The organism is Roseibium sp. 10G30-5, from assembly GCF_055809635.1.
Window position 1 is genome coordinate 2,116,602 of the sequence record NZ_CM147918.1, and the last position, 17,126, is coordinate 2,133,727.

Genomic DNA, 17,126 nt, shown 5'->3' on the forward strand with positions numbered 1-17,126 from the left:
GAGCAGAACCATAGACGCAAGAAAAAAGGGTGGCCCAACCGCGACGAGGAGGCCACCCTTTTTAATGTCTCGTCCCTAGCTCCAGGTTATTTTAGCACCCCGGATGACGCTTTCCCGGGCCGGACAAACTCGCCGCCAATCAACCAAACTGCAACAGAGCTGAGAGCCTCAGACAGCCAGTTCCGGGGCAGTCGCTGTGCCGATCCACCGGTCAAGAAAGCGGTCAAGCCAAGCCTTCACAGACGGATCATGCACAAACCGACCCTCAAAGTGATCATGACGGTGTTGGGCATTGGGCGCGCCCATCTTCGGCGCACCAAGTGTTGTCCAGCGCACCATCATCGCATGGGTCAATTCCGGGTGGAATTGAATGCCGAAAGCGTTTTCACCAAACTTGATCGCTTGATTGGGGTAGGTTTTACCGGTCGCCAGAAGGTCGCAGCCAGTCGGCAGATCGAAGCCTTCATTGTGCCATTGATAGACCTTGGACGGCCAATCCATGATTTCTTCACCGAGCTCCGTCGGCATCAGATCATAATAACCGATCTCGACACGTCCACCGCGATCCGGTTTCACACTTCCACCGAGCTGCTTCACCATCATCTGAGCACCAAGGCAGATGCCCAGAAACGGCTTGTCCTCGCGCAGAGGAATATCAATCCAGTCGATCTCGCGGCGAATGAACGCATCCGGATCGTTGGAACTCATCGGGCCACCAAAAACGATGGCTCCCGCATGATCATTCATATTCTCGGGGAGAGCGTCGCCAAAGCGAGGTTTGCGGATATCCAGCGTGAATCCACGCTTGAGCAATTCCTGCCCCACACGCCCCGGCGTCGAGTTTTCCTGATGCAAGATCACAAGAAGCCTATTCTCGCCCGTTTCCGGAAATTCATCTCGTTTCATAAGCATTGTAGTCGCGCAGCCTTTTTTGCGTTACTCCTGCCCTTATCAGGACGCGTCCTCCCCGGACGACACGATGACCGACTGTCCCTCGGCAACCCGTTTGCGCAACAACACACGATCGCGCGTAGAAATCCCGAGCAGTTCGGCTGCTCGCCAGATCATGTTATCTTCAAATTCGTGGACGTGACCGTCAGAATAAACGATTTCCCACATCATCTCCACGATGGCGAGACGCTCTGCTTCATCGCAGCTGTTTTTCAGGACGGACGTAAAGCCGTACAGGTCAACTGCTTCTTCGTCTTTCTGCTGCGCCGCCTTGATCAGTTTGGTCGTCTCGGCATCCGTCAGATTGAAATGCGCCTTGAGGATTTCGCGAAGCTTCTTGCGTTCGGCTTCGTCGACCACCCCATCAACATCGGACAGATGAAACAGCAGGGCGGCCGCGGCCAGCCTTTTCTCATGAACTTCCAGCTTCGAGCGCTCTTCAGCCGGATGAGCAAGTTCATTGAGGAACTGCCTCAAGGTATCAAACATTCAGCGGTCCAATCTGTATGTGCGCAGTGACGTCTATCAACGTCAGTGTAAAAAAATATGTTGCGTTGCGTCAAATGAACCTTTGTCCAGAATGACATTGCATTTTAGATTTATTCTAAATTTATCAATATGCTGCGTCAAGAAGCAGGCCTAGAAAAACAGCATTCGCCGCTTAAAACGGTCCTCAAGGTCACTCGAACTGCCTCATCGTCCATATCCAACACAAACTATGCCAGCAGCCTATGAAAAACCGCTTAAACTCGCTGCGTGGCTAGCGGCAAACGGGTGCAGCGCCCACATCTTTGACGTTCTGCTTACCAGCTCATTGCATCCGTCCATTTAGACGTGTTCTGAATGTTGCGTGCTTTTATAATATGAGTATTAAACTCATATTTATTGACTTCACAGGTTAAAAGATGCGACAAAAGATCATGGAAACCGTAGATCTGCAGGAAAATCATGTCGCAAATGCAGACATTGACATCCCCGCCCGGACAGGCCGAACACCTTGTTGTCGAAGGTGTCCGTCGCTGGATGGCGGGATATGCCACGGGTGACGTGCACTGCTGGGAGATGGCCTGGAGCCTTTATTCCAAGACGCTGGGGAGCAAAGGGCGCGCCGACCTGTTGGCGATCTGGCCTGCTTCACCCGCATTCTCAACGCCAACGGCACACGCCATCTCTGCCTGTTCCCCTATGACTGCCCCCGACTTTGCAAGGATGAATGCCTTGTCAGCAGTCTGATTGCCGCTGCCCAAAGCGAAGATATGGCTACCAGCCGGGTAATCGGCTCCGCCCTCGTCTCAGAGGACGCGCAAGACGCCTTTCTTTTCTCCGCCTTTGAGTTCGCAAAGTCCCTTTTGCAGTGCGATATCCGGCTTGCCCCCGTTCAACTGGACACCTTGTCACTGGACGAATGTCCTCTCAAAGCCGTCCTGCTTCACGCGAAACCGCACTGACATCAATCCCGTCTCAGGATCTCGACGCGAGCGCATGCGATAAAAAATCCGGCCCACGCGGACCGGTCTGAAGCGCCTGACGACGTCTCACGCGGCACTCGCATGACCCTCTTTTGACCTGAAACGCCGGACAGTGCGTGCCACGTGTCCGGCGTTTCAGGTTCAGTCAGATCCAGCAAACGGGATCAGTAGGCCCCGAGCTTGGTGTCCGGCGTGTAGTCTTCGCCCGGCACTTCCTTGGTGACGGCCTGACCACACATGGTCAGCCCCTGTTTGGCATCATAGGAAAGCTGTGGCGACCCCGACAGCTCCCATCCCTTATTCAAGGCCTGCGTGACACGATGGCAGAATGCGCTGTCATCCGGGCCGGTGATAAAACGATAGAGTTTCATCGACTTAATCCTTTGTCTTCAAATCATTGCCAGACGCCGACCGTCTGGCAATTGCCTCTGTCAGGCCAAGCGTGCGCCACGCCATATCGGCGTGCAGGCGCTCCACCATGATGCCTTCAATCTGGATGACACCTTTATCCCGGTTTTCAGCCAGATCAAAGGCGCTCGTTACCTTCTGCGCCCAAGCAACAGCGTCTTCGGTCGGTGAAAATACCGCATGACAGGCCGCAAGCTGGCTCGGGTGAATAACGGTCTTGCCATCCATCCCCATATCGGCACCCTGACGGCATTCTGCAAGGAACCCGACCTCGTCTCGAAATGCATTGAAAACGCCATCAACAAGATCGCAGCCGTTGGCCCGTGCCGCGGCCACACAGGTCATCAGCCAAGGCACCAGCACCGCACGGCCCGGTGCAAGGACCGCCCGCGTGTCCTTGGCAAGGTCATTGGTCCCCATGACAAGGCAGGTCAGACCAACAGCTTCATCGCGCGCGCAAGCGGCGATCTCCGCCGCATTCACCATCGCCAGCGGTGTTTCCATCATGGCCCACAGACCAATATCATGACGGCCGCCACAGGCGAGGCGCAGACGTGTTGCCGCCAATTGCAGATCGGCAGCGCAGCCAACCTTGGGCAGCAAAACTGCATCCGGTCGACTGGCTTCAACCATCGCCAGATCGCCTGCACACCAAGGCGTATCCAGCCCATTCACCCGAATGACCAGTTCGCGCTCGCCGTAACCTCCTTGAGAAAGTGCTGCAAGAATATTGGCCCGCGCCGTATCCTTCTGCGTCGGCGCAACAGCATCTTCCAGATCAAGGATCAGACAATCCGCATCCAGATCCCGAGCCTTTTGCAAGGCTCGCACGTTGGTGCCGGGAATATAAAGCGCGGATCGCCGCGGCCTGACGGACATCGTCATTGCGGCGCCACCGGGTCACTGGCATCCGGCAGGTCCAACGGTTCAGGTGCCTCGTGCGTCTTGCCTCGCAAGATCATATCCTTGGAGGCCCAGACCGCTCCCACTGTAATGGCAACACAGGCAACGCCGATTTGCCAGGTGAACGCACCAAACCCAAAGGCCAAAAGCAACAAGGTCGACAAGAGCGGCGCGGAATAGGCCGCCGCGCCGAGGATCTGAATATCTCCGTTCTTCACCCCCACATCCCAAGTGAAGAAAGCAAGCCCAACGGGAAACAGCCCCAGCCCGACGACACTAGCCCACTGGATCAGGCCAGACGGCCAGACGGTTTCTTCCAAGGAGATATGACACAGCGCCGAGAGCAGCGCCGCCAAAAGACAGAACCCGGTGACAACTTCTGTTTGAACCGCACCGAGACGCCGTGACAGCACGGAATAGGACGCCCAGAACAGGCAGGACAGAACCGCAGCACCATATCCGAGCAAGGTCCCGGTTCCCGCGTCGCCCGTGGCAGCACCGGTGATCAGGACGATGGTTCCTGCAAGTCCGATCAATGCACCGAACACATGGTGTGGCTTCAGTTTTTCACCGGGTAGCAGCGCCGAAAAAATGACAATCAGCAGGGGCCACATGTAATTGATCAAATTGGCATCAAGCGGTGGCGCGTTGCGAATGGCGGTGAAATAGAAAAAATGATAGCCAAACAGGCCAACTGCGCCAAAGGCCCAGACTTTCCAGCGATTGCCGCAGCACTCCAAGACGTCCCCGCGCGATCAGCCAGATCAGCGCCAGAGATCCGGACAAGCCAAAGCACAACGCATTCAGCAGAAACGGCGGGACCGCGCCGGACGCGGCACCGAACAGGCCCAACGTGGCCCACATCACAATGGCAGTCAGCCCGACCAGCGTGGCCCGGACGCGCTTGTCGATCACGCTATTCGCGTTCTGACCTGTCTTTTGTGTCCCCAAAGCGCCACCTATTCACGCATTTACGCCTAACAAAGCAACAAGGTATCAGCCGCTCCTTGATTGTCGACATGTTTTGGAGAAAATGCGCAACAGTGGATCTCAACCGAAGCGGGGCCTGCCATGAGCAGCGTGACGATCAAATTCCTGGGTCTGGACGATGCGACCCAACTGTCGCCCTTGATCGCGGAAAACGCACAGGCCCTGAAGCGTGGCGCGCCGCGCAACCCCGACGACTATTACGCCGAGCTGATCCTGAGCGACAAGGCAGCGGAAGTGATCGGGGCATTTGTCGAGGATCAATTGATCGGCTTTGCCGTCTTCATTGACCTGCCGGACGTCATCACCGGACTGCGCATCGGCCAGATCGACGATATTTACGTTCATCCCGGTCATCGCCACAACGGATACGGCAAGCAGATCATCGAAGCCCTGCGCCAGGAAGGCGAGAGCCGCGGCTGGCAGCACTTGCGCTGGCTGATCCACAGCGACAACAAACCCACATTCGGGCTGCATGAAAAGATTGCCTCTCCCGACAGGCGCGAAAGCTATATCATCCCGATCGGACGGAGCTGACAGTCAACTTCCTGCAACGATCGCAGGCCATGGAAATGCCAGCGGCGGCACTTTGCCCAAAGGTATGAAACCGAGAGAGACCTTCCCCTTGTGGAGCGTCAACGGCACGTGCATTCCGCCCTTGCCATCGCCGTTGGCCGAGCCTTGGCTAAGAGACACCATCAGATCATGGATCGAGTTGATGTCTTTGGCCTTATCTGGAAAAGCCTTGACCAGCCGGTCGCGCAGCGCGTCAAATCCAGTAACAGACAGGCTCATCTTGCCAGACATCAGTCCCTGTCTGTCCAGCGTGACGTTGCCAGTCAGCTTGAGAGAGAACTGCCCGTCGTAGACCGTCAGATCGTTGATCTGGATTGGAAAAGCCGTCTTGTCCTCAACCGTCTGTCCCGGCGCGAAGAATGCCTTCACCTTCGGCGCTGTGACATGCACGGAGAGGTTCACCGGCGTTTCCAGCGCCGGAAACTTCTGCAAGGAAACGCCCTTGAGCGAGATCACCGCCTCGCGAGACGGCACCTGTGCCTTGACGTCGCGCACATGCAATTGCGCGTCATCAGCCATCAACGCCCCTTGCTCGGGGAAGGCCTGCGCCGTCAAAAGCAGAGACTTTATCTCCGCATCCAGCACCCGCACGCCGGATGAGGTGAACCCAACACTGGTGCGCGCGCTCTGCCAGTTGGCGCGCCCCTGCCCCAACTGTGCCGGCATCGAGAACCAGGCAGGCCCCGTCAGACTGGCAATTGCCTGCCACGGTGAATAGACCAGATAGACTGCATCCAGACGCTCGGCATGAATACGCTCCAGAAAAGGCCCCTGCAAATCCGGCCCGACACACCCAACCTCATACCGAAACGGATAACCGCCAATCGTCCGGTCGTTGCAGGTCAACTGGATAGAGCCCTTGCGATTAACCCGGTCAAAGGCGCGCGACAGGCGTTCATCTAATGCATGACGTCCGTAAAACCAGACAGCGGTCCAGCCTGCGATCACCAGGAGAACCCCTCCCAGAAGCAGGATATATTTGCGGCGCCCCGCCGGTTTCCCGGTTTGATCCGACACGAAACTCTCCGTTCAAATTGAGGATTGGCGACGACAATCCGCAGGAATGCAAAGACATGCCATTGAAAACCGCCATACGCAATTGCTATTGGCTTGTGAGTGCGGCGAAACAAGGGAAACGAGATGAGCGATTTTTGGGTTTTCGGCTACGGCTCTCTGATGTGGAAGCCGGGATTTCCCTATCAGCGCAAAGACGAAGCACTGCTGCGCGGCGCGCATCGCTCACTTTGCGTCTATTCCTGAGTGCATCGTGGCACACAAGATCATCCCGGCCTGGTCTTCGGTCTGGACCGAGGTGGATCCTGCCGCGGCATGGCATTTGAGGTGTCTGCCAGTGACCGGGAGGCGACCATCCAGTATCTGCGCGAGCGCGAGCAGACGACGATGGTGTACCGCGAAGCCTGGCGCAACATCGTGCTGCAAAGCGGCGAAACGGTTCCCGCCCTTTGCTATCTGGTGGATCGTCACCACACCCAATACGCTGGCGCTCTTCCACTGGAAAAGCAGTTTGAAATCGTACAGTCCGCGGTGGGGAAATCCGGCAAGAACCCCGAATATGTGCTCAACACTGCCGATCATCTGGCCGAACTGAACATCCGCGATCAAAACATTGCCCGACTGGCAAAGGCCCTGCGCGAAAACCCCTCCCTTAGCGCCTGATGGAGGTCACCTTAGAGGCCTGACGAAAGTCATCGTCTTCCTTGTTGCGGTTCTGATCATAAACCTTGAGCATCGGTGACGGATTTGGCTCGTTGCGAGCCTCTTCGCAAAGATCGGTCACAGCGGCCTCGATTTCGGCCACCAGCTTGCGATGAAACGTACCCATATTCAGCCCCGGATCAATTGGCGGCAGAAACTGAACCAGCACTGTGCCCGGATAGAGCAGGAAGGATTTGCGCGGCCAATATAGTCCGGCATTCAGCGCCACCGGCACAACAGGACATTTGATGTCCTTGTAGAGATGAGCAACGCCATACTTATAGGCCGGATCGACACCAACCGGGCGGCGCGTGCCTTCCGGAAAGATCATGATCTGCCTCCCATCGGCAATTGCCTGCTTTGCCGAGATCGACAGATCCGCCAAGGCCGCCGCCCGCTTACCACGGTTCAACGTGATCTGACGGAACTTGTAGATGTACCAGCCAAAAATCGGGATCCAGCACAATTCACGCTTCAAAATGAAAGTCGGATCTGGAAACTCCGGGATCAACGCCACGGTTTCCCAAGCAGATTGATGCTTGGAACTGACGATGTACCCGCCATCGGGAAGGTTCTCCCGGCCCCTGACGTCAACCTTCACACCCGCAATCCACTTCAACATGAAAAGCGTGGTACGCGCCCAGAAGGGCACCATCCACCATCCCACAAGTGCGAGGCAGCAGAAAAACCGGAGAGAAGATCACCATCAAGACAAACGTCACGAGATGAAACAGGATCTGAAACAGGGCCGAGCGTATATAGATCATGGAAGCCGGTCTCGAAATGGGCGGTTTGCTTCAACCGCTCGCGATGAAAAGCCAAGGCATATCCCACCAGCGGACACCTGCACTATATCGTCTTCGGGCAACACTCAAGACCCCGAAGGCAGTGTATCCAGATGCGTCAGATGGTGCAGGACAATCCTGAGCCTAGCAGCGGTATACTTGACATATTCGCGCATGAGAAGCTGAATCGTCTTGGGTTGTCGATACCATGCATGTAAATCCAGATCCCGTGAGTAGACGGGGTAAAGCTTGAGCTGAACATCCGGCAGCATTTCTCGAATTTCTGCGGTTGCCCGCGGAAGATGATAGGCGCTTGTCACAACAAGAAGCGTTTTGAAATCATGTTTACGCACCCAATGTGCCGTAGACATTGCGTTGCCTTCTGTATTGAGCGCAATGCGGTCAAGATCGACGCAGCACTTCAGCAAGCGCAACCGCGACGAGGTCAGCGCGGCGATCTGCCGACGGGTTGTCCCTGGATGCACCCCTGAAATCAGCAAGCGCTTTGCATGACCGCCTGCCAACAGAGTGATTGCGTGAGCCACGCGATCCTTGCCGCCGGTCAACACGACAATCCCATCGGTCTTGGGGTCCTGAGGCACCTCCAGCGTGGCGATCCGATGCGCAAATATCAGGAAATGACCAACAAGACAGATCAGCAGCGCAGCCGGAATCACCAGGGCCCAATAGAACCGCCCTGTCTGCTTGATTGTCCGCTCTTCCTTCGTCGGTTCCAGGGCACTTCTTCCAGCTGGCCCTTATTCAAACTCATCCGGCATCCGGTTTTCAGTCCACACAGCAAATCGATTTGAGGAGTGTCTCAAAGCAACAAGGAAAAATCGCGGCAAGACCGCCAATGTATCACTCAGTCAACATGCCTGAGATGCGCCTTCACCGCCAGCCCCGAGGTCACCGCGGTGAGCACCGCCACCAGGGCCACAACGCCCAGAATACCGATATAGCCACCAAGGCTGACCGATACACTGCCGAACATCGCAGACAATTGATCGGTCCCGGCGCGCCCCGGTGTTTCACGTGTCACCAAATCGATCAAGAGAAAAGACAAGGAGGCCAAGACACCCCCAAAAATGCCGCCCTTAAGCCCAAGCATCAGAAAGTGCCGCTGAAATTCGCGCGCGATGAAGCTATCCTCCGCCCCCACAAGGTGCAGGACGGACACCACGTCCTTGTTGCCAGCCATGGCTGCTTGCGTTGCAAAGACAACGCTCAACACCATCGACCCAAGCATCAACAGCATGATCGTCACCCCCCCGAGAACGACCGCGCCCGCCATCGCAGACAGGCGAGAGGTCCAGATCGAATGGTCATCAAGGGTGGCGCCGCGCACCTGGGTCTCCAGCGCTGATCGTAACTTGTTGAAATCAACCTTGGACGGATCGGACAATGTTACCTTGATCAAGCGCGGCACAGGCAGATCATCAAGATCGACCCCATCTCCTAGCCAGGGTTTCAACAGCGCCTTGGTCTCATCATCAGACAGGGCACGCACCGTTCCCACGCCTTCAAATTCCTGTGCCAGCGCCACCGCCTTGTCGACCTCGCGCATGACATCAATGCCATCAATCGGGCGGATCTGAATGGTCACCTCGCGCACAATGTCATTCTGCCAGTCATGTGCTGCATCCCAGACCACAGACACTCCGCCAATGGTCAGGCAGGCCAGAAAGCTCATGATGGCCACGACGAGCGTCAATGCACGCCCGGCAACAGATTGCGGCGGGACGATCGCGGCTGACGAACGGATCTTGTCGGTGGACGTCTTGGCGGCCGACTTGCCCTGTCCGCTCTTGCGACGCGGCAATCGCGGTTTGGTCGCACGGGGCCCCTTGATGGCAGGGGCCTTGCGCAGGGGCCGACCCGGAGCTGACTTGCTGTTTTGCGACATGAAGGATCCGCTAGTCGAAAATGGTCAGACCACCATCACCAAGCACCATACGGCGTGCATCAATCTGTTCAAGCAGAGTGATGTCATGCGTGGCGATGATAACGGATGTGCCAAGCTTGTTGAGTTCAATGAAAAGTCGCAAGAGACGTCGGGCCAGAGGCGGATCCACGTTCCCGGTCGGCTCGTCTGCGAGAAGCAATTCGGGCCGCGTGATGAGGGCCCGGGCAATAGCAGCGCGCTGCTTTTCTCCCCCGGACAACACCGGCGGCATCACATGCATGCGCTCGCCAAGTCCCACCCACTTCAGCAATTCCACCACATCAGAGCGATATCCCGCCTCGTCGCGCCCCGCAACGCGCAGCGGCAAGGCAACGTTTTCATAGGTAGTCAGATGATCAAGCAGGCGAAAATCCTGAAACACCACACCGATCTTGCGGCGCAGGGCCGGCAATTCATTCTTGGCAATCATCGACAGGTCCCGGTCGAACACCCGGATCAGGCCGCGCGTCGGCTTGAGAGACATGAATAACATTCGAATGAGGCTGGTTTTACCCGCTCCTGACGGCCCGGTCAGAAACTGGAAGGACTGTGGTTCGATCCGAAAAGTCAGATCCCGCAGCACTTCTGGCCCCATTCCATATCTCAGGCCGACATTTTCAAAGCGGATCACTCTCGACAACTCCCGTGAAAACGCCAAAACTAGAGGCTGCGAATTAACGCTTCATTAAACATATAAATGTCCTCTATGGAGGTCATTCTCCGATTTGACCAAAGGCGGTAAAACGCTGCGTCATGAAGCCGGGTTTCCTCCTATTGGAGAAATGTTTTGCAGGATCCTCTCTCACAAGGGCAGGTATCTTCCTTGGTGAAGATCAAATGTCCGGCTTGCAGTACCTCTTACGAGATCAAGCCGAAAGCCTTGGGAGCAAATGGGCGGAACGTCAAGTGCGCCCGCTGTGGAAATCATTGGTTTGCCGAGCCGCAGGCGCCTGACGACGAGCAGCCTGCCTCGACAGACGAAGAGGAATGGCTGCGCGATACTCTTGCCGAAGAAGAAGGCGTCAGCGAGGCGGAAGACGATGACAAGGCGAGCGAAGACGAGCCCGTTATCGACGACGAAACCGACCCGATGCTCAACACCCCTGAAGAAACAGAAGACCCTATCGTCGATGACGAGGGGATAACTCAAGCCGGATTTGGCCTCTCTGGCATGAACGATCCTGTGGATGAACCGATATTTGGCGGGACGGATGAGGCGGATGGCGAACTGGACGACATCGAAACGCTCGCCAAGAAGACAAAGACTCCAAAAGTCAGTCGGGCACGCGGATTTGCACCCGGCTCTGGACATGCTGGAGCCACCATGTTCTGGCGGTTTCGCCGCCGTATGAGGCGCGTTTCCGGCGTCGTCCTCTTTCTGTGTGCCGTCGGGTTATGCGCTCTGATGATCACCATGCGCGTGGAAATCGTGAAGGCCGCGCCTGACCTCGCCAGTCTTTATGCATCCATCGGCTTTGACGTAAATTTAAGAGGTCTCGAGTTTCATGACCTGCGGACCTTCAACGAGGTCGAGGACGGGCAACCCGTCCTTGTGATCGAAGGCTCCATTCACAATATAGAAAAAGTCGACAATCCAGTTCCCAATGTCCGCCTGACACTCAGAGATAACGACCTTCAGGAGATCTATTCCTGGAGGGTGGAACCCCGGACCAAAATCTTGAAGGCAATGGACGAAACTCGCTTCAGAACCATTTTGCGGGATCCACCACGCGGGGCCAGCGATGTTCAGGTGCGCTTTGTCGATCGATAATTGAAATTAGGCAGATCCGACTTCATGACCGTTCAAATCAACACGCTCTTCGACGAGGAGACGATCGCAACGCGCGTGGCTTCAATCGCTGGCGAAATCGCCGAGGCCAAACCGCATGATCTTCTTGTCGTGGCGGTGCTGAAAGGCAGCTTCATTTTTGCAGCCGATCTGGTGCGCGCAATGCATCGCGTCGGCTTGGAACCCGAAATGGAGTTCATGCATTTATCCAGTTACGGGGCAGGAACTGTCGGATCTGAAAATATCCGAATTTTACGCGATGTCGAAAGTGACGTTAACGACCGGGACATAATATTGGTCGATGATATCCTTGAATCAGGCCGCACACTGACATTTGCACGGGAGAGACTCCTGGAACGCGGTGCCAGATCTGTTCGCATCACTGCTTTGCTCGACAAACCCGAGCGCCGCACTGCTGCCATTTCTGCGGATTACGTTGGATTTGCGTGTCCGGATAAATTTGTTGTCGGCTACGGCATGGACATGGGCCATGCCTGCAGCGCCAATTGCCATTCATTGGCTACGTCGTTCCCGAGAAAACCGGGGATGTGACGGAGATCGGAGGAGACTGACCATGGCTCGCATTCTTCTGACAGAAGATGATGAAGCAGTGCGCAGCTTTGTAAGGCGCGCTCTTGAGCTTGACGGTCACACAGTCAGCACGGCAGAAGATGGCGCCGAAGCCATTGATGTCCTGTCTCGTGAGCAGGGTCAGTTTGACTTGCTTCTGACAGACATCAAAATGCCGATCATGGATGGAATTGCACTGGCCCTGAAAACGGCCAAGGACTATCCCGATGTTCCAATTTTGCTGATGACCGGATTTGCTGACCAGCGCGAGCGGGCCAATGGCCTCGACAAGCTGGTGCATGACGTGATTACCAAGCCATTTTCTCTGGCCGACATTCGCTCGGCCGTGAAAAATGCGGTTTACGGGTTTTTTCCTGAGCAGACGAAACGCTACGCCTGTTAAAGCGTCTGCTTGCCCGCTGGCCTGAGATGTGCCCGCACGGGACGGACCCCGTCTGCCCGAAGACTCATATGGAAACTTTCAGAAACCCCCGCTCATACGGCATGAGCGGGGGTTGTTTACTGAGATGCATCAAACACGAACGACGCAGAAAGACCTGATGTCAAAGCCTTGACCGTATCTGTGTCCGTCCTTCCGGCAGGCCAGCGGTTACCTCAATAACGCTTCAGCAGACGCTCAAGATAATCCAGCTCCAGCTTGGGCCGGTCCGGATCTGAAAACCGCTTGCGCAACTCATTGAGAATACGGCGAGCCCGCTGCGTGTCGATTTCATCCGGCACTTTGACCTGCGATCCCAGATCATTTCCCGGGCGCCGACGCGGACGCCCCAGCGGGTCTTCATCCATCGCACCGCGGCGACTTTGGGCATATCCCTGCCCTTGCTGACCTTGCTTGAACATCTGCTCCGCCATCCCGCGGGCGCCCTTGCGCAAGGCCTCCAAAGCTTCGCCCTGCTGGCCCATTGCCTGACCCGTATCACCTTGCCCGAGCGACTTGCCAGCCCCTTGCATGGACTTTCCAGCCTGCCCCAATTGCTTGTTCTGCTGGCCTTTTCCCTGTTTTGTCAGGCGATCCATCAATTTTTGCAGTTGCTGGGCCAAGTCGCCCTGCCCTTGCTGCAATTGTTTCAAAGCCTGTTCAAGTTGCTGTTGGGTCAGCGACCCGTCCTGTTGTTGTCCTTGACCATCTTGCTGCTGATCTTCGTCCTGCGGTTCCTGTCGGTCCCATTTGTTCGTCTGATCCATCAAGCGGCGCTGTTTCTGGATCATCTGCCCAAGCTCGTTGAGCATTTTCATCATTTCACTATTTTGCTGGGCACCCTGTTGCCCCTGCTGTTGCTGCATCTTGCCGGTCTGCAAGTTTTCCAGCATCTGCTGCATCTGCGCCAACAACTCACGCGCCGCATCCCGCGATCCGGTTTTGGCCAGATCCTCGATCCGGTCCAGCATCTTGTCGAGATCTTGAGGATTAAGCGACTGCGCCTGATTGTTCATCGACTGCATGTTTTGCGGATTGCGCTGCATCTGCTCGGCCAGTGCGCGCATATGGTCCTGCAACGCCTGACGCAGCTTGTTGGTCAGGCGTTCGATGTCCTGATCACTCGCGCCGTTTTCCAGAGCTTTGCGCAAGGCTTCCTGTGCGTCTCGCAAGGCACGTTGGGTTTGCGAGAGATCGCCATTCTCGATGGTCAGAGCCACCGTCCACAGCAACGGCAGAACCTCGCGCAACCCGTCGTCACTCGTAGCCGCATTCAACTGGTCATGCGCAAACTGCAGACCAAGATAGGTCTTGGGGCTCATGCCAAACACATCCGGCGCCAGCAGCAAACCATCAAGCGCCGTCAACACTTGCACCTGCCGATTGGCATCCAGAGCAAGATCGCGACGCTGTTCCACAACCGCCCGCGCCAAAGGCTTGGTGAACCGGCGCTGTGGCAGTGTTATTTCCATCGGGGCGGAGTGGCCGATCTGTCCCGCCTGATCCCGCGCCTCAAGGGTGACAAGAACCTTTGCTCCCGACCATGGATGCGACGTGAGGTCACGAATCGTCGAGGCCTTGACCGCCCCTTCACGTCTGGAGGGCAAGGACAAAGACACTTCCGGCGGCTTGACCAACGGCCGCCGCTTCCTCGCGTCGGCACTCAGTTCACTGGCAACCGGCTCAAAATGAGCCTCTGCTGCCACAACTCCATAATCATCCCGGATCGAATAGGAAAATTTCAGCGCACCGCTCAATTGCTCTTCCGGCTTGCCATCAAAAGCAATCGTTGGCGGAGTGTCGGCGATGACGTGAAACACCCAGCTCTTGACTACAGATTCGCCATTGACCAGTTCGATCCGTCCCGAACGCATCAACTCCAGACCCGGCTTTTCTGCCGTATCTGGACCATTTGGCGCATTTTCCGCAGACCTCCCCTGCGGAGGGCTTCTCGGCTTATCGCCCGATGGTTTTTCAAGGTCAGTGCCGTCGTCGCCAACAAGACGAGCCGTCATCTTACCCGCCCCCTCGCTGCGGAAGATGAAGCGTGAGCCCTGTGGAACACTGATCGTGGCATCAGGCTGGCGCAACGCGGCTGTTTCGCCCGTCAAATAAATCGGCGGCTGCCCTGTATAAAGCGGCGGCGTTACCCAGAGCATCAAGCCGGGTCGCAATCACCGGTGCGCTTGGCCAGAGATCGAATGCAGATCCAATACGGCGCAGTGGATCCTGCGCACCGGTCGCTACTCCGACCAGCAGCAAAGTTCCCACCACAACACGCAGGGCATAAGGATCAAGGCGGTAGGCATCCGGACGCGGCATTCGCGTGCGCAAGGCCTCAATGGCTGCCATCATGCGTTGCTGATGCAAGCGCCAAAGTGTGAGGGTCAGCGGATCATCGCTACCGAACGAAAGGTCGTCCTCAACCGCACTCAGCGGGCGGTGCAACCCGGCAGACGCACTTTCTGTCCGCGATAAACCCTCAGAACGCGACGGCCAACGCACTTTGCACAATGGCAGTGCGCACCAGACCAGCGCCACAAGAAAGGCAAGAAGACCGATTGCCCGTGCCCAGAGTGGCAGCACAAGCCAGCCGCCCAAAAGCGAGAAGCCGAAAAAAGCACCAAGGACAAGGGATGGGCGGAAAGCCGCAAGCCAGACCCGTTCAACAAAAAGCGCTGCTTGATTTCGCCACACCAGACGAGACCACTGCCGCTTCAGCGCACCCTCTTGCCTGCGCAGACGTTCTGTCTCGACGTCCGTGTCCGTGTCACGTTTCTGGATCAAGTCAGAGCTCTCCGTTCGCACCTGCAAACGCTATCGTGCGCCACCAGAACAGGGACGGCAACTGTCAGCCGCCTCATCGCCCGTGAAAAGGGGTCACGTCTCCTTGAGCCAGTCTGGAACCTGGTCAAGTTGCAGTAGATCATCGAAGGTCAAGCGCGGCCGCACGACCGCATACCTGTCTTCATTGACAAGGACTTCCGGCACCAGCAACCGACTGTTATAGGTGCCTGACTGCGTGGCACCATAGGCGCCGGCAGAATAGACCGCCAGCAGATCACCGGCAGAGACGTTCGGCAACTCCCGATCAAGACCGAGATAATCGCCAGTCTCGCACACGGGACCAACCACATCGGCTCGAATGCGAGGATGATTATCCGGCGTTTGCCGCACGGGCCCGATCTCATGATAGGCCTCATACAAAGTCGGTCGAATAAGGTCGTTCATTGCCGCATCGACGATGACGAAATTCTTGTTTTCGCCCGGCTTGACGTAAATCACCTTGGTCACAAGGATGCCCGCATTGCCCGCAATCAGACGTCCAGGCTCAAAAATCACTTTGCACTGAAGGCGTTCGACGTGCTTGCGCACCACGGCGGCATAAGCGTCCGGCAAGGGCGGCGGCGTGTTGTCTTGCGTGTAGGGAATGCCCAATCCACCGCCAAGATCGATATGCTCAATGGCATGGCCATCAAGGCGCAAGGCTTCGACCAGTTCGCCGAGACGGGCAAAGGCATCGTCAAACGGCTCCAGCTCGGTGATTTGCGATCCGATGTGCATGTCGATACCAGACACCTGAATGCCCGGCAGTTCAGCGGCTTCCGCATAGACCCGACGTGCATCCTGTAAGGCGATACCGAATTTGTTTTCCTTCTTGCCCGTCGAAATCTTGGCATGGGTCTTGGCATCAACATCCGGATTGATGCGCAAGGAAACCTGGCTGGCGTGCCAAGACGGCTGGCAACCCGTGACAACTGATGCAATTCAGGCTCGGATTCCACGTTGAAACACAGAATGCCTTCCTTCAGCGCGTATTCCTGCTCGGCCTCGGTCTTGCCCACACCGGAAAACAGGATTTTGTTGGCGGGCACACCAGCGGCACGGGCACGCCGCAACTCGCCTTCTGAGACCACATCCATGCCAGCGCCAAGCGCCGCGAGTGTTTTCAGAACCGCCTGATTGGAGTTCGCTTTCATCGCGTAGCAAACAAGCGAGTCCAAGCCATCCAAAGCCTTTGAAAAAACTTGGAAATGACGCTTCAGTGTCGCTGTCGAATAAACATAGAATGGCGTTCCGACAGCCTCGGCAATCTCGCGAATAGAGACGCCTTCCGCATAGAGTTCACCCTCACGGTGGTCAAAGTGGTGCACGGGAAGACCTTTTACACAATGAAACAGAGATGAAATCTGGCACGGGGAAGCGACAAGTCGCGCCTACAGCAAGCTGTCCAGAAAGAAATGCTTGCGCAGTGGTTTTGCCTTGTCATCGTCGCGAGCATCCCCGTATCGGGATGGCAGACCTGCCGCAGACGAAGCCGGCGCAGGATCCTGTTTCCGGGTTGTCGGAGCCGGAGTGTTCGGTGCCTCCAGATTGCCGTAACGCCCACATCCAGACACAAGAACAGCCAGACTGAGACACACGCCCACTGCAATGATGGTGCTTTTGCCCGGACGCATCCGATCCGCCATATCAATGCCCTTTCACATCTCTCACACGTGAGAGCCATGCCTGCCGACGCCAGCGCCTGACGCGCCAGAGTTGTTCTCAATCTTCCTCGCATGCCAGCCCCACATCTGCAAGACGT

Annotated in this window: 16 protein-coding genes and 4 pseudogenes; 6 read left to right on the forward strand and 14 right to left on the reverse strand. The window is 56.5% G+C overall.

From position 1 onward, the window contains the following. Positions 1-168: 168 nt before the first annotated feature. The gene (locus tag AC0L7U_RS10720; protein WP_473690580.1) at positions 169-912 is read right to left on the reverse strand and encodes a glutamine amidotransferase; all 744 of its coding nucleotides are present in this window, start codon (positions 910-912) and stop codon (positions 169-171) included. Between the two features lie 39 nt (positions 913-951). Beyond that, complete coding sequence (locus AC0L7U_RS10725; protein ID WP_473690582.1) at positions 952-1,440, reverse strand: tellurite resistance TerB family protein; 489 nt, start codon at positions 1,438-1,440, stop codon at positions 952-954. A gap of 468 nt (positions 1,441-1,908) precedes the next feature. Between AC0L7U_RS10725 and AC0L7U_RS10730 the strand changes: the two genes are divergently transcribed. Next, positions 1,909-2,184, forward strand: coding sequence for a hypothetical protein (locus AC0L7U_RS10730; RefSeq protein WP_473690584.1), 276 nt, complete (start codon positions 1,909-1,911; stop codon positions 2,182-2,184). Positions 2,185-2,584: 400 nt separating this feature from the next. On the opposite strand, the gene AC0L7U_RS10735 is transcribed toward AC0L7U_RS10730, so the two are convergent. The 3 genes and pseudogenes from AC0L7U_RS10735 to yddG form a co-directional block, all read right to left on the reverse strand. Then, complete coding sequence (locus tag AC0L7U_RS10735) at positions 2,585-2,791, reverse strand: DUF1737 domain-containing protein (protein ID WP_473690586.1); 207 nt, start codon at positions 2,789-2,791, stop codon at positions 2,585-2,587. A gap of 4 nt (positions 2,792-2,795) precedes the next feature. Next, positions 2,796-3,707 carry an HpcH/HpaI aldolase/citrate lyase family protein gene (locus AC0L7U_RS10740; protein ID WP_473690588.1) on the reverse strand — a complete coding sequence of 304 codons (912 nt, stop codon included), beginning with the start codon at positions 3,705-3,707 and terminating at the stop codon, positions 2,796-2,798. 2 nt (positions 3,708-3,709) lie between these two features. Further along, positions 3,710-4,595, reverse strand: a pseudogene (yddG, locus tag AC0L7U_RS10745) (aromatic amino acid exporter YddG). Positions 4,596-4,802: 207 nt separating this feature from the next. On the opposite strand from yddG, the gene AC0L7U_RS10750 reads away from it, so the two are divergent. Further along, complete coding sequence (locus AC0L7U_RS10750; protein WP_473690590.1) at positions 4,803-5,255, forward strand: GNAT family N-acetyltransferase; 453 nt, start codon at positions 4,803-4,805, stop codon at positions 5,253-5,255. A 3-nt stretch (positions 5,256-5,258) separates the two neighbouring features. Here the strand turns inward: AC0L7U_RS10750 and AC0L7U_RS10755 are convergent, their stop codons facing one another. Further along, positions 5,259-6,311 carry a DUF2125 domain-containing protein gene (locus AC0L7U_RS10755; RefSeq protein WP_473690592.1) on the reverse strand — a complete coding sequence of 351 codons (1,053 nt, stop codon included), beginning with the start codon at positions 6,309-6,311 and terminating at the stop codon, positions 5,259-5,261. A gap of 159 nt (positions 6,312-6,470) precedes the next feature. Here AC0L7U_RS10755 and AC0L7U_RS10760 point away from each other — a divergent pair. Beyond that, positions 6,471-6,971: pseudogene (locus AC0L7U_RS10760) on the forward strand (gamma-glutamylcyclotransferase). On the opposite strand, the gene AC0L7U_RS10765 reads toward AC0L7U_RS10760, so the two are convergent. The 4 genes from AC0L7U_RS10765 to ftsE form a co-directional block, all read right to left on the reverse strand. After that, positions 6,961-7,665 carry a lysophospholipid acyltransferase family protein gene (locus tag AC0L7U_RS10765; protein WP_473690594.1) on the reverse strand — a complete coding sequence of 235 codons (705 nt, stop codon included), beginning with the start codon at positions 7,663-7,665 and terminating at the stop codon, positions 6,961-6,963. The pseudogene AC0L7U_RS10760 and the gene AC0L7U_RS10765 sit on opposite strands and share 11 nt — an antisense overlap. A gap of 216 nt (positions 7,666-7,881) precedes the next feature. Next, positions 7,882-8,472: a YdcF family protein gene (locus AC0L7U_RS10770; RefSeq protein WP_473690596.1), complete on the reverse strand. Its 591-nt coding sequence runs from the start codon at positions 8,470-8,472 to the stop codon at positions 7,882-7,884. A gap of 188 nt (positions 8,473-8,660) precedes the next feature. Continuing rightward, positions 8,661-9,701, reverse strand: a complete 1,041-nt coding sequence (locus AC0L7U_RS10775; RefSeq protein WP_473690598.1) for a cell division protein FtsX — start codon at positions 9,699-9,701, stop codon at positions 8,661-8,663. 10 nt (positions 9,702-9,711) lie between these two features. After that, positions 9,712-10,371 carry a cell division ATP-binding protein FtsE gene (gene ftsE, locus AC0L7U_RS10780; protein ID WP_473690600.1) on the reverse strand — a complete coding sequence of 220 codons (660 nt, stop codon included), beginning with the start codon at positions 10,369-10,371 and terminating at the stop codon, positions 9,712-9,714. Positions 10,372-10,566: 195 nt separating this feature from the next. Between ftsE and AC0L7U_RS10785 the strand changes: the two genes are divergently transcribed. From AC0L7U_RS10785 to AC0L7U_RS10795, 3 genes and pseudogenes are all read left to right on the forward strand, one after another. Then, on the forward strand, positions 10,567-11,511 hold the full coding sequence (locus AC0L7U_RS10785) for an MJ0042-type zinc finger domain-containing protein (protein ID WP_473695765.1): 945 nt from the start codon (positions 10,567-10,569) through the stop codon (positions 11,509-11,511). A gap of 24 nt (positions 11,512-11,535) precedes the next feature. Continuing rightward, positions 11,536-12,101: pseudogene (gene hpt, locus AC0L7U_RS10790) on the forward strand (hypoxanthine phosphoribosyltransferase). Between the two features lie 2 nt (positions 12,102-12,103). Continuing rightward, positions 12,104-12,502, forward strand: a complete 399-nt coding sequence (locus tag AC0L7U_RS10795; RefSeq protein WP_473690602.1) for a response regulator — start codon at positions 12,104-12,106, stop codon at positions 12,500-12,502. A 212-nt stretch (positions 12,503-12,714) separates the two neighbouring features. Here AC0L7U_RS10795 and AC0L7U_RS10800 read toward each other — a convergent pair whose 3' ends face one another. From AC0L7U_RS10800 to AC0L7U_RS10815, 4 genes and pseudogenes are all read right to left on the reverse strand, one after another. Beyond that, positions 12,715-14,649, reverse strand: coding sequence for a TIGR02302 family protein (locus AC0L7U_RS10800; RefSeq protein WP_473690604.1), 1,935 nt, complete (start codon positions 14,647-14,649; stop codon positions 12,715-12,717). Next, positions 14,615-15,325: a DUF4175 family protein gene (locus AC0L7U_RS10805; RefSeq protein ID WP_473690605.1), complete on the reverse strand. Its 711-nt coding sequence runs from the start codon at positions 15,323-15,325 to the stop codon at positions 14,615-14,617. The genes AC0L7U_RS10800 and AC0L7U_RS10805 overlap by 35 nt, the downstream gene beginning before the upstream one ends. Before the next feature lie 93 nt (positions 15,326-15,418). Further along, positions 15,419-16,692 (reverse strand): annotated as a pseudogene (gene lysA / locus AC0L7U_RS10810) (diaminopimelate decarboxylase). A gap of 63 nt (positions 16,693-16,755) precedes the next feature. Beyond that, positions 16,756-17,010 carry a hypothetical protein gene (locus AC0L7U_RS10815; RefSeq protein ID WP_473690607.1) on the reverse strand — a complete coding sequence of 85 codons (255 nt, stop codon included), beginning with the start codon at positions 17,008-17,010 and terminating at the stop codon, positions 16,756-16,758. Positions 17,011-17,126: the final 116 nt, after the last annotated feature.